Raw genomic sequence first — 21,097 nt, 5'->3', positions numbered from 1 at the left:
AGAATGGCATTTGTGCAGTATTTAGAGGATTCTAAGCTCGCTCTAGAGCAGCTAAATTGCGATAGTGTGGGCTATGGAATTTTACGCAATAAAGATAAGGTTTTTAATTTTTTAGTTAAAAACTTAAAAGTTCCAGCCGCACATATTTTAAAACAAGAAGCATTGGCAGTTGGAGCGGATTTTGCCTTACCTAGAGATGCGATTTTATATACTAGAGAGTTTTATGATGGAATCTTGATGCTAACGCGTGCGCAAAGTAAGGCATTGCTGAAGAAACTAAAAATACAACCCTTTGGGCTAAAAAAAGTTGCACACGATTTGGAAGCACATTTAAGATTCCATAATATCACTCCAAAGATTATGGGGGTTATTAATATTACGCCAGATAGCTTTTATGCAAAATCACGCAAGAATTCAAAAAATGCAGAATCCTCACTTTTGAAAATGATAGAAGAGGGTGTAGATATTCTTGATATTGGTGCAGCAAGCACACGTCCTAGTAGTGCGTGGGTGAGTGAAGAGGAGGAACATACAAGACTAAGTGGAATCTTGGAGTTTATTAAGCGTGAGAAAATCTATGAAAAAGTAATTTTAAGCATCGATACTTACACGCCAAGTGTGGCTAAAAAATGCCTAGATTATGGCTTTTTAGTAGTTAATGATATTACGGGATTTAGCAATACGAAAATGCTTGAAGCTGTTAGGGGCTATGATTGTGAATGTGTGGTTATGCACATGCAAGGTAGTCCAAAAGAAATGCAAGAAAATCCAAATTATAAAGATTTATTTTTGGAGATGGATACATTCTTTGCCGAGCGTATTGCGGCTTTAGTGGCACAAAATAACACAAAAATTATCCTTGATGTTGGAATCGGATTTGGAAAAACTTTAGCGCATAACTGTGCGCTTATCCAACATTTGGGGCATTTTTTACATTTTGGATATCCGCTTTTGGTTGGGGCAAGTCGTAAAAGTATGATTGATAAAATCACGCCTTGTGATGTTGAAAATCGTTTATCTGGCACTTTAGCAATCCATTTGGAATCCTTAAATCATGGTGCAAGCATTATCCGTTGCCACGATATTGCTGAGCATTTACAAGCTTTAAAAGTGTGGCAGGCAATTCAAAATGTAAATTTATTACTTTAGTTGTGTTAAAGGAGGGGTTGTGTTAGGTCGCAGTGAAATGATTACGCAGTTAATGCAATATGGGCACTCTAAAGATGTGCTAGATAAGATGCAAACAATGGAATTAGAACATCTTTTTAAGCAAAATAGCAAGGCAAGAATCACGGATTATTTAGAAGCAGTCAAACAAAATGAAGTTGTTGAAATCGCCGCAGAGGATAGCACAAGCTATATTGAACGTGAAGTTGGAAATATTTATTATGCGATTTCTGGAGAGATAGTGAATTTTGCTAGCCTTTATGATGCCATTGAAAAGATTTTTGACCAATATGGTTTAAACGAAGCTATTGAACTTGTGCTTGCACAATCTAGCGACAAGCGTTATAGACAAATGACACAAATTGTGGAGATTGCATATAGAGCGTATCAAGAGGCATTACTAGCAGAGATTGAGAGATTATGTGAGTTCTATCCGCCACAAGAGCGCTTTGAGCAGATGAAGTTTTATGGCTCTAGACGTGGAGATGTTGCATTTTTGCGCAGGAGTATCCAAACAATGCGTCTGCAGAATAATCAAGAGAGTCTTAGTAGAATTGCGCAACAAAAATTTGCAATTATTCATGATTATTATCCAGATATAATGTATGAAAATTATGAGGGATATTACGAAAATGATGAGGAAAAGGATGCAATCATTGAACGCATTATGGCATTAACTGGAGCTTACAAGCGTCCGCAACTCAAAACTAAAAAATTTCAGATTCTAAAGCATATGGAGCGCGTATTGTTGGAGGATAAGGAACGTGAGAAGGAGGAAAAAGCACTCATTAAGCAATATATTAAGAGGGTTGGAGAGACAATTACACAAGAAGATGAGTTGATGTTTGGAGAGATTATTAAAGAAGCATTAAAAGTCTTAGATGAACGTGATGTGCAGTATATTGTGGAGCATTTTGATATTTCTAACAGCCCGTTAATTCTACAACGTTATAATATCATTATGCGCGATAATCGCCCAAAATAAGAGGTGTTAGAGATGATAAAGTTGGAATCTATAAAAATGGATGCACATTGGAAAGAAGTGTTAAAAAGTGCTTTGCTCTCCCCTAATTTTGAAGCTATAAAAGAGCATTATGTCGCAGCAAAATCAAGGGGGGCAGTAGTGTATCCTCCTGCAAATTTGACTTTTAATGCGTTTAATTCCACTCCATTTGAGTGCTTAAAAGTTGTGCTTTTAGGACAAGATCCTTATCATAATGCAGGAGAGGCGATGGGGTTGTCTTTTTCTGTGCCACAAGGCGTTAGAATTCCGCCTTCTTTGCGTAATATTTACAGGGAGCTTGAAGCAGATTTAGGGATTCCACAAAGTAATAGTGGGGATTTGACGCCGTGGGCGAAGGAAGGAGTGTTGTTGCTAAATAGTATTTTAAGTGTGGAAGCAAACAAACCAGCATCACACCAGCATTTTGGTTGGCAAGAATTTACTGATTCTGTAATTAAGATTTTAAGTGCGCAGTGCAGTGGAATTGTGTTTTTGCTTTGGGGAAATTATGCAAAGTCTAAAAAACTTCTAATTGATAAAGGTAAGCATTTTATTTTAGAGGCTGCACATCCTTCTCCCTTAGCACGTAGTGGGTTTATTGGTTGTAGGCATTTTTCTAAGACAAATACTTTGCTAGAGAGCATTGGTAAAACCCCGATTAATTGGAATTTAAATTAGATTCTCAAAAATAGAATTTTTTTATCTTTTATTTGTCTTATGAAACTCCCTAAAACTCCCTTTATAACGAAGTATAAAAATGTATATATTGACTTAAGTCAATTCTTACAATTAGCAAAATCGTTATAATTTTTGCGTATTTGTGTAATACTAAATCAATAAGTCAAGGAGGCTTTTGTGGCATTCAATAGACGAGAGTTTTTAAAAACAGCAGCTGCAGCAAGTGCAGCAAGTGCAGTTGGAATCGCATTGCCAAACCAAGCTTTAGCGGCGACTAAAGAAGCAGAGAGTGGTTGGAAATGGGATAAGTCTGTGTGTAGGTTTTGTGGGACCGGTTGTGGAATTATGGTTGCGACAAAAGATGAACAAATTGTTGCTATAAAAGGAGACCCAGCAGCACCTGTTAATCGCGGGTTAAATTGCATTAAGGGATATTTTAATGCAAAGATTATGTATGGAGCAGATCGTTTGACACAACCTCTTTTACGTGTTAATGCAGCAGGGGAATTTGATAAGAAAGGTAGATTCCAACCTGTAAGTTGGCAAAAAGCATTTGATGTTATGGAAGAGCAGTTTAAAAAGGCTTATAATGAGCTTGGACCAACAGGGATTGGTGTGTTTGGTTCTGGACAATACACAGTGCAAGAGGGCTATGCGGCTGTGAAGCTTATTAAAGGTGGTTTTAGAAGTAATAATATTGACCCTAATGCAAGACATTGTATGGCAAGTGCGGTTGTTGGCTTTATGGAAACATTTGGGATTGATGAGCCCGCGGGCTGTTATGATGATATTGAGCTAACAGACACAATTGTAACTTGGGGTGCAAATATGGCAGAAATGCACCCAATTCTTTGGGCTAGAGTTACAGATAGAAAACTAACAAATCCTAATAAAGTTAAAGTGATTAATCTTACACCATATTCTAATAGAACTTCCGATTTAGCAGATATTGAAATTGTATTTGCGCCACATACGGATTTAGCAATTTGGAATTATATTGCAAGAGAGATTGTTTATAATAACCCAAAAGCAATTGATTGGGGCTTTGTTAAGAAAAATTGTATTTTTACAACAGGTTATGCGGATATTGGTTATGGTATGCGCACAGACATTAAACATGCAAAATATAATCCAAAAGAGCTAGATATTGCTGCTAAAGAGAAATCTAAAGTGATTAGTCAAGCAGAAGGTGTAACGTTAGCATATCTTGGAATGCAAGCAGGTGATGTTATGGAAAATAAACATAACGCACAAGCAGGTAACCACTGGGAAATCTCCTTTGAAGATTTTAAAAAGGCTTTAGAACCCTATACGCTTGATTTTGTTGCGAATCTAGCAAAAGGGGATTCTAATGAGAGTGTGGAATCTTTTAAAGAAAAATTACAGCAACTTGCGAATTATTACATTGAAAGAAATCGCAAAGTTGTGAGCTTTTGGACAATGGGGATGAATCAGCATACGCGCGGAACTTGGGTAAATGAGCAAAGTTATATGGTGCATATGCTACTTGGAAAGCAAGCAAAGCCAGGAAGTGGAGCATTTTCTCTTACGGGACAACCAAGTGCTTGTGGAACAGCTAGAGAAGTTGGGACATTTTCACATAGATTACCGGCTGATATGGTAGTAGCAAATAAAAAGCACAGAGAAATTACAGAAAAGATTTGGAAACTTCCTAAAGGAACAATTAATCCGCAAATGGGTGCACATTTTATGCAAATTATGCGTAATTTAGAAGACGGAAAAATTAAATGGGCATGGGTGCAAGTGAATAATCCTTGGCAAAATACTGCAAATGCAAACCATTGGATTAAAGCAGCAAGAGAAATGGATAATTTTATTGTTGTTTCAGACGCATATCCCGGAATTAGCGCGAAAGTTGCGGATTTAATTTTACCTGTTGCTATGATTTATGAAAAGTGGGGTGCTTATGGAAATGCTGAACGTCGCACACAACACTGGAAACAGCAAGTGCTTCCACAAGGTGAAGCAATGAGTGATACATGGCAGATGATGGAATTTTCAAAACGTTTTAAACTAAAAGAAGTTTGGGGTGAAAAAAAGATTAACGATAAATTAACTTTACCAAGTGTTTTGGAAGAGGCAAAAGCACTTGGATATAGTGAAGATTCTACATTATATGATGTTTTATATGCTAATGCAGAAGCGAAAAGCTTTAAAGTAGAAGATGCAATTTTAAAAGATGAGCTAAACTCTGAAGTATTTGGTGATAAGCGCGCAGTTAAAGGGAGTGATGGCGAAGTCTTTGATGGTTATGGATTCTTTGTTCAAAAATATCTTTGGGAAGAGTATCGTAAATTTGGTGTAGGGCATGGACACGATTTAGCTGATTTTGATACTTATCATAGAGTAAGAGGGTTAAGATGGCCTGTTGTAGATGGCAAAGAAACACAATGGAGATTTAATGCAAAATATGATTATTATGCAAGAAAAGCTAAGAATGGAGATTTTGCATTTTATGGAGACTTTGGTAAAGAATTGCCTAGAGGGGATTTAATAGCTCCAAAAACACAAGAGAAATTTTCTCTTAAAAATAAAGCAAAAATATTCTTCCGTCCTTTTATGGATCCACCAGAGATGCCAAATGCAGAATATCCATTTTGGTTAAGCACTGGGCGTGTTTTAGAGCATTGGCATAGCGGAACAATGACAATGCGCGTTCCAGAGCTTTATCGTGCTGTGCCAGAAGCATTATGTTATATGCATCCAGAAGATGGAAAGAAGCTTGGTATCTTGCAAAATGACGCAGTATGGGTGGAATCTAGGCGTGGAAAAGTTAAAGCGCGAGTGGATATGAGAGGGAGAAATCGTCCTCCTTTAGGGCTTGTATATGTGCCTTGGTTTGATGAGAAAGTGTATATTAATAAAGTGTGCCTAGATGCAACTTGTCCAATTTCTAAGCAAACAGATTTTAAAAAGTGTGCAGTAAAAATCTATAAAGCATAAGGGCTGAGTATGCAAAAAAAGACAAGTCGGCGTAAATTTCTGCTAAGTAGCGCACAGGCAATTGCGCTTGTTAGTTTTGGTGGATTAGTTTGGAGCTCATTTTTACAAGAAAGTAAAGCAGGTGTTTTACCATTAAGACCACCTGGTGCTTTGAAGGAAGAAGAATTTTTGAAGCATTGTATTAAATGTGGTTTATGTGTGGAAGCTTGTCCATTTGACACTTTAAAATTAGCAGATGCAGGTAGCGGGAAACCTATTGGAACACCTTATTTTGAACCACGTAAGATACCTTGTGAGATGTGTTTTGATATTCCTTGTGTGCCGGTTTGTCCAACAAAGGCTCTAGATCCTTTTTTGGTGCAAGATGCACAAGGAAGTTTAGAGATTAACAAAGCAAGAATGGGTGTTGCAATCGTAGATAAGGAGCATTGTGTAGCATATTGGGGGATCCAATGTGATGCGTGCTATCGCGCTTGTCCTTTGCTTGGGGAAGCAATTAAATTGGAGTTAAAACGTAATGAACGCACAGGAAAACATTCCTATTTGCTTCCTGTTGTAGAGAGTGAAGTTTGCACAGGTTGCGGTAAGTGTGAAAAAGCTTGTATTACGGAGAAGGCAGCTATTATAGTTATGCCACGAGAAATTGTGCTAGGTCATGTTGGGACAAATTATATTAAAGGCTGGGAAGAGAATGATGAAATGCGTTTAAAAGATGCAGGAAAGAAGTTTCTCAAACAAGATTTTAATAAAGCCAAAGACTATCTAAATAACGGAGAATTGTAATGCTTAGAAAGTATCGCTATCTAATATTACGTCGTTTTGTTCAAATTGGTCTTTTAGTTCTTTATGTGCTAGGCAATTACACGAGTATAAAAGTTTTGCAAGGAAATCTAAGCTCTTCTTTGGTGTTTGGAAAGATTCCATTAAGTGATCCTTTTGCTGTATTACAACTCTTTTTTAGTGGTGCTATTGTGGGTTCTACTGCGCTTATTGGAGCAGTGCTTATCGCCTTATTTTACGGAATATTGGTTGGTAGAGCATATTGCGCTTATGTATGTCCGATTAATCTTGTAACAGATATTGCAGCATTTTTGCGCAGAAAACTTGGAATTGACGCCTTAGGTAATAAGGTGTATTTAAGTAATACTTTGCGTTATGTTTTATTAGCTCTAAGTTTGGGGCTATCCGCAATTTTTGGAATCGCAGCATTTGAGACAATAAGCCCTATCGCAATGATGCATCGTGGGATTATCTTTGGAGCTGGAGTTGGATTTTTTGCTGTGTTGGTTGTATTTTTGCTAGATTTATTTATTGCAAAAAATGCTTTTTGTGGGCGCATTTGTCCTTTGGGTGCTTTTTATGCATTGCTAGGGCGTTTTGCGATACTAAAAGTTAAATATGATTTGGAATCTTGTACGCATTGTTTAGAATGTAAAGTGATTTGTCCACAAAAACAAGTTTTAGGTCTTATTGGTAAGCATAGTGGCTTAGTAACAAGTGGAGAATGTACGCGCTGTGGGCGTTGTATTGAAGTTTGTGGGGATAATGCGTTGCGGTTTAGTTTATTAGAATTTGTAAAGGAGAAATGATGAATATTAAGAAGTTTGCTCTAGCAAGCTTGGCGGTGGCTGGGCTTATTTTTCTAGGGTGTAAAGCAGGTCAAAGTTATGGTGAAAATGAAATCGGTTTGAGAAAAAGTACGCTTTTTAATGAAGATGCTAAAATTGAAAGGATTGATTATAGCGGAAAAGCTGCAGGAGAATCTGAATTAATTGAGCGCGCATTTGAAAATGCTCCTCCAATGATTTCGCATAATGTGGAGGATATGTTGCCAATTACAAAAGAAAATAATTCCTGCACTTCTTGCCATTTGCCAGGAGTTGCAGAAGCAGTGGCGGCAACGCCTATGCCAAAATCACATTTTTATAATTTTCGTGATAATGTAGATATGAAAGAGAATATGGACGAAACGCGTTTTAACTGCGTGATTTGCCATGCAACACAGGTTAGTGCTACTCCTTTGGTAGAGAATAAATTTACACCAGATTTCAGGAAAGAAAATGGTAATATAAAATCAAATTTATTAGATGTGATTAATGAGGGTGTAAATTAAGTGGTAAGCCGTAGAGAATTTTTGACTGCTTTTACCCAAAAAGAAAAAAAGGGCTTTTTGCCCTTAGCTCCTTATAATAGAGAGCATTCTCTTTTTTATAAAAATTGTGAGCAATGTGTAGAAGAACTAAAAGCACCTTGTATATTAGCTTGTGATGAGGTTTATAACAAAGAGAATGGTGGAATTTTGCGTTTTTGTGAAAATTGTATTGTTGTGGATTTTGGAGCAAATGGGTGTTTGCTATGTGGGGAATGTGCTAATGCTTGCCCTAATGGAGTTTTGGATAAAAAGTTAGCACAAGAGCAGAATCCTAATTGGAACTTTTTTCTTAAAATTTCTGAAATACATTGTTTAGCATACCAAAAGATTTTGTGTAATACCTGTAAAGATGTGTGTTATAGCATTTTAGGAAGGGAGAATGCGATTGTTTTTAATGGACTTTTTTATCCAGAGATTAAAGAATCTTGTATTGGTTGTGCAGAGTGTGTAAGTAAGTGTCCTACACAGGCAATTTTATTGTTTGAAAAAGAAAAGGTAGAGTTTTGAAAATTTTTGGAGTTATTTTAGTGTTGCTATGTGTCTTAAAAGCACAAGATGTTGCAAATATTAGAGAGTATGCACCTATTAAAAATATAGTTTTAGAAAAAAATATCGTAACAATGCAAAAAAATAAGGATTCTGTGCTTATTGGGAGTGATTTTGGGGAGGTGTTGGAGCTTAACGAAGATAGAGTGAAAAAACTTTTAAAGTTGCCAAATATTACGAGTTTTTATACAGATTCCTATGCGCCAAAAGTATATAGTCTTGATAGGATGGAGAATAGAATCTTAATTTTAAGCGAGGGAGATTATGGCGGTAAAAACTTATATATTTTTGAAAATGAGGAATTATATCGTTTAAATGTTTTAGAATTCCCGGGTATTAAAAAAGTAGCTTTTATTGACAAAGATAGAATTTTTTTAGGGCTTGCTAGCAATGAGATTATTTTGTATGACCTTAAACAAGGAGAAGTTAAGTATAAAAAGCAATTATCAGAAGCTCCATTTTCTGATTTTGCATTGGATTTGCAATTAAAACGCTATGCGTTAGCATGTGAATCTGGAATCGTGTATTATGGGGATATTGAAAGTGGCAGTGTTATTGCAGAATTAGAGGGAGCAAACAAGGATAATGTTTATCAAGTGAAAATGGCGCATTTTGGGGATAGTGTGCGCTTCATCACTGCAGGGCAAGATAGAAAAGTTGGGGTTTATCTATTGGATTTGAAAACTCAAAAAAGTGAGTTTTATACTATTAATGTGGAATTCTTGGTGTATAGTGTGGGATTAAATGAAAATGGGAGCGTGGGGGCATATATGCAAGATGAAGAAAGTAATATTAGGGTTTTTGATATACAATCACGTGACTCTTTAGGAGTGTTAAAAGGGCATACAAGTTTGTTGAATAATATTATTTTTTTGGATTCCACACGCATTATAAGCAGTGAGGATGGGAAAAATATTTTAATTTGGGAGAAATAAATGGAGAATACACAAGAAGAGTATAATGTTTCTAGTTTAGTTGTGCTTTGTGCGCCTAATAATCTCGCAAGTCTTTGGGATAGTATTAATGCAATAGAAAACGCGCAGTGTCATTATCAAGATGCAAGTGGTAAGATTATTGTAACTCTAGAATCACAGAATATTGATGAAGAAATAAAGCTTTTAAAGCGAATTGAAAATCTTAGTGGAGTAATTACTGCGCAGATGATATATGCGTATCATAGTAAAGAATTGCAAGACCTACAAGAGAATATCCAAAAGCAAGATAGTGTGCCCAGTGTTTTAAAAGATGATGCGCAAACTGCAGATAAGATAGTTTATGGTGGCGATGCACAAAGTTTATTAGAGCAGGCGTTAGAAAAACCCTAGCATAGATTTAATGCTTTTTGCGCTTCTTCTACATCATCAAAATGTATTGTAGAATTACCGATGATTTGATAGGTCTCATCGCCTTTGCCTAAAATCAATAGGACTTCATCATTTTTTAGTGCTGTGATTGCCATTTGGATTGCTTTTGTGCGATTTTCCTCTAGGAAAATCTCTCGCCTCTCTCTTAGCTCTTTAGGGATCCCATTAAAAATTTCTTGGATAATTGCATTTGGAATCTCGTTGCGTGGATTATCGCTTGTGATGTAGAGCTTTTGTGCGTATTTTGCTGCGCATAGCCCCATTTTTGGGCGCTTTGTTTTATCTCTATCTCCTCCTGCACCAAAAACGACAGCAATTTTTCTATGTGGAAAAGATTGAAAAATCTTTTCCATTCCATCTTCAGTGTGTGCAAAATCCACAATAATTAAAGGCTTCTGTGCAACAACTTGCATACGTCCTAACACGCCGCCAAAATTTTCCAGCTTCTCACAAATACTTTGCAGAGGTTTATCTTCTAGTAATTTTACTGCTCCAATAGCTGCTATGGCATTGTAGAGATTGTGTTTGCCAAAAAGTGCGCATTCCAAGTTTGCTGTTTCCTTGCCATAAGTAATTTGTGCAGTAATACCATCTTTTAAGCTATAAGCTTTTACTTGTAGGGTTGCTAGAGATTCAATTCCGTAAGTGATGGTTTTTTGTAGTGCATAGTGCGCATTTGGCTCATCTTTGTTGATTAGCTTTAAGTCTAGTGGATTAGCAAAAAAGGAATTTTTTGTTGTGATGTAATTTTCTAGAGTTTTGTGGTAGTCTAGATGGTCGCTTGTGATATTAGTTAGAATCCTAAGCGTGAAATCTAGCCCATCAATGCGTTCTTGCACGATTGCATGGGAGCTAACTTCCATTACAAAATACTGGCAATTTTCCCTTCTTGCTTCAGAAATTGCGCTATAAATTTCTAACAAGGAAGGCGTGGTGAGTCCTTTTTTGCGCTTTTGGATTCCATTTATAAAAAATCCTCTTGTTCCTAGAAGTGCGACTTTATGTCCTAAATCAAGCAAGATTGAGTAAATCATTGCTGCAGTTGTTGTTTTACCATTTGTGCCAGTAATGCCAATAATTTTTAAGTTTAAGTCTAAATATTGATTCAAATCTTGTGGGGTAATGAAGATTTTAAAGGCATTTTGTTTAGCGTTCTCTACATAATTTTGGTTGCTTTTAGTTATCAAAAAGGCGCAGTTTTCTGCATTGCAATCTTCGTCTAAAATTTCCCTAGAATCATCACTAATAAAGCGCAGATGAGAGTTTGGCAATGTAGAATCCAAAACATATTTCATAACATTTCCTTAATTTTAGGGATTTTGTAAGATTTTTTGGTAGAGTTTGACAAAGTCTTTGTCGTAGTAAAGCATATTACCAATATTTTCAAAATAATTAATCGCAATTTCTCTAAATCCGTGTTTTACGAGGTTTTGCATAAAAAATAAAAACTCGTTTTTATTGGTAAAAATAATTTTTGTGCTAAACATTAAATCTACAAAAGCTTCCCTAAAGCCGACTTCTTTTTCTAAATTCTCAAAATCTTTGTATAAGATTCCATCATTCTTATCCACCTCAATGTCTTCTAAATGTGCAATTGCAAGGTTTAATGCGTAGATGTTTTGGTCAAAGTTCTGCACCATATCTAAGATAATCTCCTCGGCGCTTTCAGATTTTTTTGTAGAATCCTTTTTGGAGTCTTTTTTGTCCTTTTTAGTAATGACTTGATAATATTCAAAAAGTGCGCGCGCCTCTTCTTCGTATTCCATTGCCATATCCGCTAAAGCACATAGGGTTTTTAGCTCTAAAGATTCTTTGGAATTTATGGAATCTAAATTAATAGCAGGAGCAGAAGCGTTTGTAGAATCTGTGAAAATTATTGAATTAGAAGCGGTGATTTCATTAGTATTTTTAGCGGTGTTAGAATCCTTAAGGTCAAGTTTTATAGGGTTTTCAAGTTGGATTTTAGAATCCAAACTTAGTGCATACGCATAGGAAAGTAATTCTAAGGTTTGTGCATAGTTACGCTTAACAAAAGCACGCTTAGCTTTGTTTTTAATGTTTATGTAAATCTTTGATTGTTGTGTAGTCAAGCTTTTCCTTAAAACTCTTTAAAATTTTCTAAGAGATACTAATAATTTCAATATCTGGATGAATGTCGTTTTTCAAAGTATGTTCAATCCCAAATTTTAGCGTCTGCGCACTACTTGGACAGCCTTTACAGGCACCTTCTAAACGCACATACACTTTCCCATTTTCAATCTTAATTAGTGTCACATTTCCGCCATCTTTAATGAGCATTGGGCGGACCTTATCTATGCTTGCTTCTACGGGCTTTAATAATTCTGTATCACTAAAAGGCAACATTTTATTTTCCTTAAAATTTTTTAATTGTTTTTTTGATTTTTTGTGGGTTTTTATGGCATAGGATATTACTAATATTTGCTTAAGTTTATATAAAAGCGGTCTTAAATCAAAATTTAATCTAATTTTATTAAATTTTTGTTTATAATCTATAGATTTTTAGGTTTTGAAATTATGCGGTGTGCGAAAGCATTATGAATACATTATCTACTTTTAGGAGGATTTATGCAAAATGATGAAGTAGTGATTCAAGGTTATTTAGGCATCACAAGTGAGCGCAAGAAAAGCAGACTACCAGCGCGACTTGATGTATTGCAGAGTGCGACAGGCTTGTTTTTGGGGCTTTTTATGATTGCACATATGATTTTCGTCTCTAGTATTTTACTAGGCGAGAGTGTAATGTATAAAGTTGCTAAATTTTTTGAAGGTAGTGCTATTTTTAGTGAGCCACAACCATTCATTGTAAGCATTGTTGCTGCAGTTGTGATTGTTGCGTTTGTTGCGCATGCATTCTTGGCATTGCGAAAATTTCCTATTAATTTTAGACAATTTAGCATTTTTAAAGCGCATAAAATGGTAATGAAACATGGAGACACTTCGTATTGGGGGATTCAAGCATGCACAGGTTTTGCATTGTTTTTTCTTGCAAGTGTGCATTTATTTGTAATGTTTTCACAGCCAGATACCATAGGACCACAATCGTCCTCTTATAGATTTGTCCATCAACATTTTTGGATTCTTTATATTGCATTGCTTTTTGCAGTAGAATTGCATATGTCTATTGGAATGTATCGTTTATGTGTTAAGTGGGGTTGGTTTGAGAATTTGGGCTTAGAGTCCTTGCGTAAAATCAAGGTAGCAATGAGTGCATTTTTCATTATTTTAGGTTTATTGACATTTGGTGCGTATGTGAAAATTGGGCTTTCTCAAAATGTGGATTCTAACTCTAGCATTCAACAATTCAAAGCTTTAGATTCACAACTTTATGGCAATTAAAGGAGAAGTCAATGAAAATAGTATATTGCGATGCATTAGTAATTGGTGGTGGTTTAGCGGGATTGCGTTCAGCTGTTGCCTGTAAGGAGAAAGGTTTAAATACAATTGTTTTAAGTTTGATTCCTGTTAAGCGTAGCCACTCCGCAGCAGCTCAAGGTGGAATGCAGGCAAGTCTTGGTAATTCAAAAATGAGTGATGGAGACAATGAAGATTTGCACTTTGCAGACACTGTAAAAGGAAGTGATTGGGGTTGTGACCAGAAGGTTGCTAGAATGTTTGTTACAACTGCTCCTAAGGCGATTCGTCAATTAGCAGCTTGGGGTGTGCCATGGACTAGAATCAAAAAAGGAGATAGGACAGCAGTTATCAATGCTCAAAAAACAACAATCACAGAGGAAGATTTTAGACATGGATTAATCCATTCACGTGATTTTGGTGGAACTAAAAAATGGAGAACTTGTTATACAGCAGATGCGACAGGACATTCTATGTTGTTTGCTGTTGCAAATGAGGCTCTTAAAAATGGCGTTGATATTCACGATAGAAAAGAAGCTATTGCACTTATTCACAAAGATGGACGCTGCTATGGTGCGATTGTGCGTGATTTGGTAAAAGGTGAGTTGATTGGTTATGTTGCAAAAGGAACATTAATAGCAACTGGTGGTTATGGAAGAATTTACAAAGATACAACAAATGCTGTAATTTGTGAGGGGACAGGCACTGCAATCGCACTTGAGACAGGAGTCGCAAAGCTAGGCAATATGGAAGCGGTGCAATTTCACCCAACAGGACTTTTTCCAAGCGGAATCTTGCTAACTGAAGGCTGTCGTGGAGATGGTGGTGTATTGCGTGATGTGGATGGTTATCGCTTTATGCCAGATTATGAACCCGAGAAAAAAGAGCTCGCAAGCCGTGATGTTGTATCTCGTAGAATGATTCAGAGAATTAGAGAGGGTAAAGGTGTAAGTTCCCCTTATGGTGAGCATTTGTGGCTTGATATTTCTATTTTAGGACGCAAACACATTGAAACAAATTTGCGTGATGTTCAAGAGATTTGTGAGTGCTTTGCAGGTATTGATCCTGCTGAAAAATGGGCGCCTGTTAAACCAATGCAACACTACTGCATGGGAGGAATCCGCACAAATGCAAAAGGCGAAACAGCACTTAAAGGATTATTTTCTGCTGGAGAAGCTGCATGTTGGGATTTACATGGATTTAATAGATTAGGTGGAAACTCTGTTAGTGAAGCTGTCGTTAGCGGTATGATTATCGGGGATTATTTTGCGCAAAACTGCTTAAATTCCCACACAGATATTGAAACAAAACTTGTTGAAGAATTTATTCAAAAGCAACAAAATTATCTTCAAAGTATCCTGGATAATACTGGAACAGAAAATGTCTTTGAAATCAAAGATAGAATGAAGCAAATTATGGGAGACAAAGTCGGAATTTTTAGAGATGGTGAGCATTTGGCATCCGCTGTTAAAGAGTTGGAACAGCTTTATATTCGTAGCAAGAATATTGGAATTAAGACAAAACGTCTTTATGCAAATCCAGAGCTAGAAGAGGCATATCGTGTACCAAAAATGCTTAAAATTGCATTATGCGTTGCAAAAGGTGCGTTAGATAGAACAGAATCTCGCGGGGCACATAGTAGAGAGGATTATCCAAAAAGAGATGATCAAAATTGGTTAAAGCGAACATTAGCTAGTTGGGAAGATCCAAATCAGACAATGCCTACATTAACCTATGAAGCACTTGATATTTCTACAATGGAAATGGCTCCGGGATTCCGCGGATATGGTGCTAAGGGAATGATTATTGAGAATCCAGAAAGTCTAAGACGGCAAGAGCAAATTGATAAAATCCGCTCTGATATGGAAGCACAAGGCAAGGATCGTTATGCAATACAAGAAGCTCTAATGCCATTTGAATTGCAATCATATTATAAAGCGCGTAATGAAAGAATAGGAGATAAACAATGAGTGGAGCTGTTGAGAGTAGCAATAGAGATTTAACGATTAGGGTTTTAAAATTTAATCCAAATAGTGCGGTATCTAAGCCTCACTTCGCGGAATATAAGCTAAAAGAGGCGCATTCTATGACGATTTTCATTGTCTTGAATATGATAAGAGAGCAATTTGATCCAGATTTGAGCTTCGACTTCGTATGTCGTGCTGGGATTTGTGGAAGTTGCGGAATGATGATTAATGGGCGTCCGCGCCTTGCGTGCCGCACATTAACTAAAGATTTTCCAGATGGCGTAATTACGCTTATGCCACTACCTGCGTTTAAACTTTTAAAAGATTTGTCAGTAGATACTGGAAATTGGTTTAATGGAATGAGTAAGCGAGTTGAAAGTTGGATTCACGCACAAGAAAAAAGCGAAGAACATATGTGTCAAATTGAAGAACGCGTTGAGCCTGAAGTTGCTGCAGAGGTTTTCGAGCTTGATAGATGTATTGAATGCGGATGTTGTATTGCTTCATGCGGAACTAAGTTAATGCGTGAAGATTTCGTAGGGGCTGCTGGATTTAATCGTGTAGTTAGATTTATGCTTGACCCACATGATAATAGAACGGATGCTGATTATTATGAGTTGGTAGGCGATGATAATGGAGTATTTGGTTGTATGAGTTTACTTGCTTGTCATGATGTCTGCCCAAAAAATCTACCGCTACAAAGTAAAATTGCTTATTTGCGTCGCAAAATGGCAGTGGTAAAATAATCTTAGAATCCCAAGTTGGGATTCTAAGATAGGATTTATTTTTTTGGTATAATTTCGCTCCTTTAGAGAGGTGTCCGAGTGGTTGAAGGAGCACGCCTGGAACGCGTGTAAAGTGTGAGCTTTCGAGGGTTCGAATCCCTTCCTCTCTGCCATAGACTCCCAAATACGCAAACCTAAATTCTCACTTATAATATTTTAGCCTATTCCGTGCTTTTTAATCATTGGTTTTATGTTATTATACGTAACTATAAAAAAATAAAATTTTGGAGGGTTGCGCTATGCTTAATATAATTTTTGATATGGATGGAACACTTATTGATAGCGAAAATGCTATTTGTGTAGCCATTAATGAAATACGCAAAGATAGAAATCTTCCAAAATTAGAGAATGAATATATTAAGTATGTTTTGCATACGCCTACGCTTAATTGCCCTAAGATTTTTTATGCATTAGATAACTTTGCTTATCCTAGCTATAAGGTTGGATTTGAGAAATATTTTCATAAAGCTTATGAGCAAGATGTAAAGATTTTTGATGATGTAATATGGCTTTTGGGTGAATGTAAGAAAAGAAATTATTTTTTAGCTATTGCCTCTAACGCACCGCATGATGAGTTATTGCCTATTTTGCAACGTCATAAAATTGCCCAATTCTTTGATAAAGTTATAGGTTCAACCCCAAATATAGAATCTAAACCAAGCCCTATGATGATAGATATTATCTTGCAATCTGCTCCCTTTGCAAAAAGTATTTTTATAGGCAATGGTGCAAAAGATGAAGGTGCTGCGAAAAATGCTAATATTCCTTATTTGCACGCTAAATGGGGAGAAAATCCCGCTCTTCTTAAATCTAACGAATTTTGCGATGCAAAGGGATTGCTTAGGCTTATTGAAAAGATAGTTTAGAGGCTTAACCTTTTATTTATTAAATTTGTTTTTCATTGCATGTAAAAATTTACTTTTTATCTGCACATTATTAAGAGAGATTTCAAAATGATCTTTGCGTAAATCAAGGTAGCAATGAGTGCATTTTTCATTATTTTAGGTTTATTGACATTTGGTGCGTATGTGAAAATTGGGCTTTCTCAAAATGTGGATTCTAACTCTAGCATTCAACAATTCAAAGCTTTAGATTCACAACTTTATGGCAATTAAAGGAGAAGTCAATACACACAAAAATGGTGTATCATAATTGCAATTCTTTTTAAATCTGTGTATTCTGGGATTTTATATCAACAGTTAAAAATGCTTTTATATTTAAAAGAATTATCTTTTTAAAACTCTATTTTTAAGCATTGGGAGCATACAAAAGATTTTCTCCATAAACAAAGAATAAAGCTATTATTAAATAGGATAGGAACACTAAAGAAAATGCATTAAAAGTCTATTAATGATATTTTAAGCAATGGAAAGTCTAACATTATTTTGTCTTATGAAATTAAAAAGTGAAAAATTGTTGACGTAAAACTCTTTTTAGCAATACAAAAACTTTGATTCTGATATTTGAAAGTAATGATGATTTGTTAACGGGGCTACTAATAAGCCATTAAGCACATCGGTTACTCGTTTTATAAAATCAACAAAAATGAAATTATAAGAGAAATAAATAATGAATTAAACTAATGAAAAATAGCTATACTCCTTAGCTGATTCTAAAACAAGATTAATGGTTTTCTAAAAATCTTGCTTTAATATTTTTTGCTTTATAAATCTAACAAATAGCAATCATTAAACACTATGATAATCTTATGCTAGGTGCTTATTAGCTACGATAAGTTAAATATCTCTTTTAGGATAATGCTTTTATAAATCTTTGTAACAACTATGCTACAATGTGAAAATTTTTATTTTGGAAATAGTGATGAAAAGTTTAAAATGGACGCAATTTGACACGAGGTGGATGTTGTCGCTTTTTGGCACAGCTGTTGGGGCTGGGATTTTGTATTTGCCAATTAAGGCGGGTTCTGGTGGAGTTTTTCCTGTTTTAGTAATGGCTTGTATTATCTTCCCTATGGTGTTTTTAAGTCATAAGGCGTTAAGTTGTTTTGTTTTGCAAGCAAGCGGTAATGATAGGGATATTACTTATGCAGCAGAAGAATATTTTGGGAGAAAAATTAGTCTTTTTATCGCGATTTTGTATTTTTTTGCAATTTTTCCTATCTGTCTTGCGTATTGTGTTGGAATCACAAATACTTTTGAAAGTTTTATTTATAATCAATTCTTACCTCTTTTAAATGCAGATAGTGCGTTTGCACAATGGCTAAATAGTATCTATCAGACAAAAGTAGATACTAATGGCAAAAAGGTTATCACACTTTTTCCCTTTTATCGTGCGATTCTTGTGTTTATTTTGGTGAGTGCTTTTATGGTTATTATGCTATTTAGTGAGGAAATCATTACAAAAGTTTGTGAATGGTTAGTTTTTCCACTTTGTATCATATTGTTTGCATTTTCTTTATATTTAATCCCATATTGGTCATTTGATTTCACTGCGATTCCAAATACAAAAGAATTTTTAACGATTATTTGGCTAACACTTCCCGTCTTAGTCTTTTCTTTCAATCATTCTCCAGCAATTTCTACCTTCTCTTTGAGCGTAAAAAAAGAATATGCAACAATTTATGAGAGAAAAACAAGTAGAATCTTATTTGCAACCTCTAGCATGTTACTTGTTTTTGTGATGTTTTTTGTAATCTCTTGCGTGTTGTCTTTAAGTGCAGAGGAATTGGTTGAAGCAAGAGCGCAAAATATTCCTATTCTTTCATTTTTTGCAAATAAATTTCAAAATCCTTGGATTGTATATAGTAGCCCAATCATTGCATTTTTAGCAATTTCTAGCTCATTTTTTGGGCATTATTTTGGAGCAAGAGAGGGGGCGTATGGAATTGTTAGAAAAACTTGCAAACTCTTTGGTGATAAAGAGTTGAATTTAAAACTTATCCATTTTATAAGTGGTTTTGTGATGTATGTGGTCATGTTGCTTGTGGCATTTTATAACCCTAGTGTTTTGGGGTTTATTGAAAATTTAGGTGGTCCAATCATTGCTACAATTTTATTTATAATGCCTATTGTAGCAATTTATACGGTTTCAAAGTTAAAGAAATTTCAAAATAGATTTTTGGACGCATTTGTATTTATAACGGGGCTTTTAACAATTATCACAGTGATTTATACATTGTAAAATCAAAATTTTTGGTAATTAATGTTGTTAAGGAATCCTTAATTAAGGGATTTTAATAACACCTATTCCTTGAAGCCCTGCAATAATCATTTGGATTCCAACTGCTATAATAAAAATTAATGAAATACGTGATAGCACATACAAGACAAGATGTCCTAAGATTTTTTCAATCATCGCAGAAAAATAAAACAAAATCAATAAAAACACAAATGCAGTGATCACTGCACCAGTTGCTATTAGCATGTTGCTTTCCTCTGCAATAATAATTACCGTTGAGAGTGTTCCTGGACCTACAAGCATAGGAAATGCCATAGGAATAACACTATGTTTTAAAAGTTCGCTAAACTCTAAATCCTTGTAATTAGAAAAGTCTTGTTGCGTTTGTGAAAATAACAAGTTTTTAAGACTCATTACTCCAATAACTAATCCACCTGCTACACGTAGGCTATCTAAACTCACACGAAAGAGATATTGCATAATAAAAGAACCACTAAAGAGGAAAAGCAAAACAATTAAAAATGCTACCCATAAAATATTGCGAAAAAGTTTTTGACGCAAGCGAACGGGAACTTGCTCTGTCATTGCGATAAATAAGGGAAGATTGCCAAAAGGGTTTAAAACGGCAATGATAGTAACAGTTGCTACACCGATGATATAGGTAACAGATTCTATATTATCAAACATTATGTGCCTTTAAAATAATTTTTTTTGGATTCTAACATTTTATATTTGAGAATGCACAATGGCTTTAGAACTTTTAAGGTAAGTTAAAAAGAATCGCAAGGGAGATTTAAAGATTTTAAAAGAGAGACGCCATTTTGAGAAAATTCTGCAAAAGGAATGATAGTATAAGGTGTGCCTAGATTTTCTCCGCTTTCGTAATGATTTAAAGAAAGGATTAATAAGGAATCGCAAAATTCTCTTTCCTTACCAATTTTATTTAGTCGCAATTCTAGCGTTTGAACAAAAGGAGAACAAATGATTCCAAGTGATAAAGAGGGGATATAAAAGTCAAGTTTATCAGTGTAGAAAAATTCAAACTTAAAGTAAAAGAGAAGCTCTAAAAATACCATATTTTCAAATAAAAGTGCAAAATTGCGGTCATAAGATACAGCATTTTTTAATGTGAAATCCCAAAAATATAGCTTCTTTGGTGCTGATGCATGCTCAAACTTCTCTACCCAAAATAAGATTCTGCTTTTTTCTAAAGCTTGAGTGTATGCATAGAATCTATCTTTTGAAAGCCTACCTTCTTTTTTCAGTTTTGTATAAATTTGATAAGGCGAGACTTTTTGTCCAAGATGTAAAATTAGATTGCGTAGCATCCAAAATTCTGTGGAATCTTGTGCAATTGTCCTTAAAAATTCACCCTTTTTTTGCTCACTAAAATGTTCAAACAAATTTCCAAACTTCAAATATTGTGCAAGCCCATCTTCCCTTGAGAGTTTGCGCATAGATAAGAACTCACTAAAGGTAATAGGCGGCATAGAAATATTTTGGAATCCTGTATAAGGCGCGTTAGAAATAAGGACGATAAAAGGCAGTGTGAAGTCAAGAAAAATGGGATTTTTGTGATAATTATCTAAAATCAAAATGGAGATATTATGCTCTTTGACGAATTGCTTTAGTTTCTCCAAGTCTTTAGGTAAGCTTAAACGAGTATCGTTGCAGTCAATATAGAGTTTTTTAGAAGTGTTAAATTGTGGTTTTAGAAAGTAGTGGAGAACAAAATCTGTTTTTCCGATTCCATTGGGACCATAGAGACAAGCAAGACTTGGGAGTTTTAGTGTGATTTGACGTTGGAATCGCATTTTTGGTTTTGGGTAGGAATCTAAGATTTTTTCAAGCATTGCGCACCTTTGGCAAAGTTTTGCTTAATATTATAACAAGATTCCACACGCAATAAAAAGCAAAAATTAACTTGCTTCAAAGTATAATGCGACAATTAATTCAGAGAG

General features: G+C 35.3%; 21 protein-coding genes and 1 tRNA gene. 17 read left to right on the top strand and 5 right to left on the bottom strand.

Annotated features, from left to right (window positions below; genetic code table 11):
* The first annotated feature begins 3 nt into the window (after positions 1-3).
* The 10 genes from folP (at position 4) to K4G57_RS05630 (ending at position 9,835) form a co-directional block, all read left to right on the top strand.
* Positions 4-1,149 carry a dihydropteroate synthase gene (gene folP / locus K4G57_RS05675; RefSeq protein WP_221532206.1) on the top strand — a complete coding sequence of 382 codons (1,146 nt, stop codon included), beginning with the start codon at positions 4-6 and terminating at the stop codon, positions 1,147-1,149.
* A gap of 19 nt (positions 1,150-1,168) precedes the next feature.
* Positions 1,169-2,152: a hypothetical protein gene (locus tag K4G57_RS05670; RefSeq protein WP_221532205.1), complete on the top strand. Its 984-nt coding sequence runs from the start codon at positions 1,169-1,171 to the stop codon at positions 2,150-2,152.
* A gap of 12 nt (positions 2,153-2,164) precedes the next feature.
* Positions 2,165-2,848: a uracil-DNA glycosylase gene (gene ung, locus K4G57_RS05665; protein WP_236033239.1), complete on the top strand. Its 684-nt coding sequence runs from the start codon at positions 2,165-2,167 to the stop codon at positions 2,846-2,848.
* 177 nt (positions 2,849-3,025) lie between these two features.
* Entirely contained in the window at positions 3,026-5,812 is a 2,787-nt protein-coding gene (gene napA, locus K4G57_RS05660) for a nitrate reductase catalytic subunit NapA (protein ID WP_221532203.1), read from the top strand.
* 9 nt (positions 5,813-5,821) lie between these two features.
* Entirely contained in the window at positions 5,822-6,595 is a 774-nt protein-coding gene (gene napG, locus K4G57_RS05655) for a ferredoxin-type protein NapG (RefSeq protein WP_221532202.1), read from the top strand.
* Positions 6,595-7,401, top strand: coding sequence for a quinol dehydrogenase ferredoxin subunit NapH (gene napH / locus K4G57_RS05650; protein ID WP_221532201.1), 807 nt, complete (start codon positions 6,595-6,597; stop codon positions 7,399-7,401). The genes napG and napH overlap by 1 nt, the downstream gene beginning before the upstream one ends.
* On the top strand, positions 7,401-7,925 hold the full coding sequence (locus K4G57_RS05645) for a nitrate reductase cytochrome c-type subunit (protein WP_221532200.1): 525 nt from the start codon (positions 7,401-7,403) through the stop codon (positions 7,923-7,925). Before napH ends, K4G57_RS05645 begins: the two co-directional genes overlap by 1 nt.
* The gene (locus tag K4G57_RS05640; protein ID WP_221532199.1) at positions 7,926-8,471 is read left to right on the top strand and encodes a 4Fe-4S binding protein; all 546 of its coding nucleotides are present in this window, start codon (positions 7,926-7,928) and stop codon (positions 8,469-8,471) included.
* Positions 8,468-9,445, top strand: coding sequence for a WD40 repeat domain-containing protein (locus tag K4G57_RS05635; RefSeq protein ID WP_221532198.1), 978 nt, complete (start codon positions 8,468-8,470; stop codon positions 9,443-9,445). Before K4G57_RS05640 ends, K4G57_RS05635 begins: the two co-directional genes overlap by 4 nt.
* Entirely contained in the window at positions 9,446-9,835 is a 390-nt protein-coding gene (locus K4G57_RS05630) for a chaperone NapD (protein WP_221532197.1), read from the top strand. It abuts the gene before it with no gap.
* Here the strand turns inward: K4G57_RS05630 and K4G57_RS05625 are convergent.
* From K4G57_RS05625 to K4G57_RS05615, 3 genes are read right to left on the bottom strand one after another with little or no spacing between them, the layout of a single operon-like run.
* Positions 9,832-11,169: a UDP-N-acetylmuramoyl-L-alanyl-D-glutamate--2,6-diaminopimelate ligase gene (locus tag K4G57_RS05625; protein WP_221532196.1), complete on the bottom strand. Its 1,338-nt coding sequence runs from the start codon at positions 11,167-11,169 to the stop codon at positions 9,832-9,834. The two genes, K4G57_RS05630 and K4G57_RS05625, sit on opposite strands and share 4 nt — an antisense overlap.
* Positions 11,170-11,184: 15 nt before the next feature.
* Positions 11,185-11,964: a hypothetical protein gene (locus K4G57_RS05620; RefSeq protein WP_221532195.1), complete on the bottom strand. Its 780-nt coding sequence runs from the start codon at positions 11,962-11,964 to the stop codon at positions 11,185-11,187.
* Between the two features lie 28 nt (positions 11,965-11,992).
* Positions 11,993-12,238 (bottom strand): NifU family protein, encoded by a 246-nt coding sequence (locus tag K4G57_RS05615; RefSeq protein WP_221532194.1) that lies wholly within the window; start codon positions 12,236-12,238, stop codon positions 11,993-11,995.
* Positions 12,239-12,460: 222 nt separating this feature from the next.
* Here K4G57_RS05615 and K4G57_RS05610 point away from each other — a divergent pair, with 222 nt between their 5' ends.
* The 7 genes from K4G57_RS05610 (at position 12,461) to K4G57_RS05580 (ending at position 19,139) form a co-directional block, all read left to right on the top strand.
* Positions 12,461-13,231 (top strand): fumarate reductase cytochrome b subunit, encoded by a 771-nt coding sequence (locus K4G57_RS05610; RefSeq protein WP_221532193.1) that lies wholly within the window; start codon positions 12,461-12,463, stop codon positions 13,229-13,231.
* 11 nt (positions 13,232-13,242) lie between these two features.
* Positions 13,243-15,216: a fumarate reductase flavoprotein subunit gene (locus tag K4G57_RS05605; RefSeq protein WP_221532192.1), complete on the top strand. Its 1,974-nt coding sequence runs from the start codon at positions 13,243-13,245 to the stop codon at positions 15,214-15,216.
* A complete protein-coding gene (locus tag K4G57_RS05600) occupies positions 15,213-15,959 on the top strand; it encodes a fumarate reductase iron-sulfur subunit (protein ID WP_221532191.1) in 747 nt (248 codons plus the stop codon). Before K4G57_RS05605 ends, K4G57_RS05600 begins: the two co-directional genes overlap by 4 nt.
* 64 nt (positions 15,960-16,023) lie before the next feature.
* Positions 16,024-16,111: transfer RNA gene (locus K4G57_RS05595), tRNA-Ser, on the top strand.
* Between the two features lie 126 nt (positions 16,112-16,237).
* On the top strand, positions 16,238-16,864 hold the full coding sequence (locus tag K4G57_RS05590; RefSeq protein ID WP_221532190.1) for an HAD family hydrolase: 627 nt from the start codon (positions 16,238-16,240) through the stop codon (positions 16,862-16,864).
* Positions 16,865-16,978: 114 nt separating this feature from the next.
* On the top strand, positions 16,979-17,113 hold the full coding sequence (locus K4G57_RS09250; RefSeq protein WP_283249680.1) for a hypothetical protein: 135 nt from the start codon (positions 16,979-16,981) through the stop codon (positions 17,111-17,113).
* A gap of 706 nt (positions 17,114-17,819) precedes the next feature.
* A complete protein-coding gene (locus K4G57_RS05580) occupies positions 17,820-19,139 on the top strand; it encodes an aromatic amino acid transport family protein (RefSeq protein ID WP_221532189.1) in 1,320 nt (439 codons plus the stop codon).
* A 42-nt stretch (positions 19,140-19,181) separates the two neighbouring features.
* On the opposite strand, the gene K4G57_RS05575 is transcribed toward K4G57_RS05580, so the two are convergent.
* Both K4G57_RS05575 and K4G57_RS05570 read right to left on the bottom strand, forming a co-directional pair.
* On the bottom strand, positions 19,182-19,823 hold the full coding sequence (locus K4G57_RS05575; protein WP_221532188.1) for a MarC family protein: 642 nt from the start codon (positions 19,821-19,823) through the stop codon (positions 19,182-19,184).
* Positions 19,824-19,906: 83 nt separating this feature from the next.
* Positions 19,907-20,989: an ATP-binding protein gene (locus K4G57_RS05570; RefSeq protein WP_221532187.1), complete on the bottom strand. Its 1,083-nt coding sequence runs from the start codon at positions 20,987-20,989 to the stop codon at positions 19,907-19,909.
* Positions 20,990-21,097 lie beyond the last annotated feature (108 nt).

Origin of the sequence: Helicobacter turcicus, assembly GCF_019711685.1 — a bacterium.
Taxonomy (GTDB): Bacteria; Campylobacterota; Campylobacteria; order Campylobacterales; family Helicobacteraceae; genus Helicobacter_D; species Helicobacter_D turcicus.
The sequence above is the reverse complement of the archived record's forward strand: the minus strand, read 5'-3'. Positions and strand labels throughout refer to the sequence as shown.

What these genes read in the sequence shown, in the direction of transcription:
- K4G57_RS05645 (WP_221532200.1), top strand. Translation starts at nt 7,401, where the DNA reads ATGAATATTAAGAAGTTTGCTCTAGCAAGCTTGGCGGTGGCTGGGCTT.
- K4G57_RS05615 (WP_221532194.1), bottom strand. Translation starts at nt 12,238, where the DNA reads ATGTTGCCTTTTAGTGATACAGAATTATTAAAGCCCGTAGAAGCAAGC.
- ung (WP_236033239.1), top strand. Translation starts at nt 2,165, where the DNA reads ATGATAAAGTTGGAATCTATAAAAATGGATGCACATTGGAAAGAAGTG.
- K4G57_RS05590 (WP_221532190.1), top strand. Translation starts at nt 16,238, where the DNA reads ATGCTTAATATAATTTTTGATATGGATGGAACACTTATTGATAGCGAA.
- K4G57_RS05630 (WP_221532197.1), top strand. Translation starts at nt 9,446, where the DNA reads ATGGAGAATACACAAGAAGAGTATAATGTTTCTAGTTTAGTTGTGCTT.
- K4G57_RS05570 (WP_221532187.1), bottom strand. Translation starts at nt 20,989, where the DNA reads ATGCTTGAAAAAATCTTAGATTCCTACCCAAAACCAAAAATGCGATTC.
- K4G57_RS05580 (WP_221532189.1), top strand. Translation starts at nt 17,820, where the DNA reads ATGAAAAGTTTAAAATGGACGCAATTTGACACGAGGTGGATGTTGTCG.
- napG (WP_221532202.1), top strand. Translation starts at nt 5,822, where the DNA reads ATGCAAAAAAAGACAAGTCGGCGTAAATTTCTGCTAAGTAGCGCACAG.
- K4G57_RS05605 (WP_221532192.1), top strand. Translation starts at nt 13,243, where the DNA reads ATGAAAATAGTATATTGCGATGCATTAGTAATTGGTGGTGGTTTAGCG.
- folP (WP_221532206.1), top strand. Translation starts at nt 4, where the DNA reads ATGGCATTTGTGCAGTATTTAGAGGATTCTAAGCTCGCTCTAGAGCAG.
- napH (WP_221532201.1), top strand. Translation starts at nt 6,595, where the DNA reads ATGCTTAGAAAGTATCGCTATCTAATATTACGTCGTTTTGTTCAAATT.
- K4G57_RS09250 (WP_283249680.1), top strand. Translation starts at nt 16,979, where the DNA reads ATGAGTGCATTTTTCATTATTTTAGGTTTATTGACATTTGGTGCGTAT.
- K4G57_RS05610 (WP_221532193.1), top strand. Translation starts at nt 12,461, where the DNA reads ATGCAAAATGATGAAGTAGTGATTCAAGGTTATTTAGGCATCACAAGT.
- K4G57_RS05575 (WP_221532188.1), bottom strand. Translation starts at nt 19,823, where the DNA reads ATGTTTGATAATATAGAATCTGTTACCTATATCATCGGTGTAGCAACT.
- K4G57_RS05600 (WP_221532191.1), top strand. Translation starts at nt 15,213, where the DNA reads ATGAGTGGAGCTGTTGAGAGTAGCAATAGAGATTTAACGATTAGGGTT.
- K4G57_RS05625 (WP_221532196.1), bottom strand. Translation starts at nt 11,169, where the DNA reads ATGAAATATGTTTTGGATTCTACATTGCCAAACTCTCATCTGCGCTTT.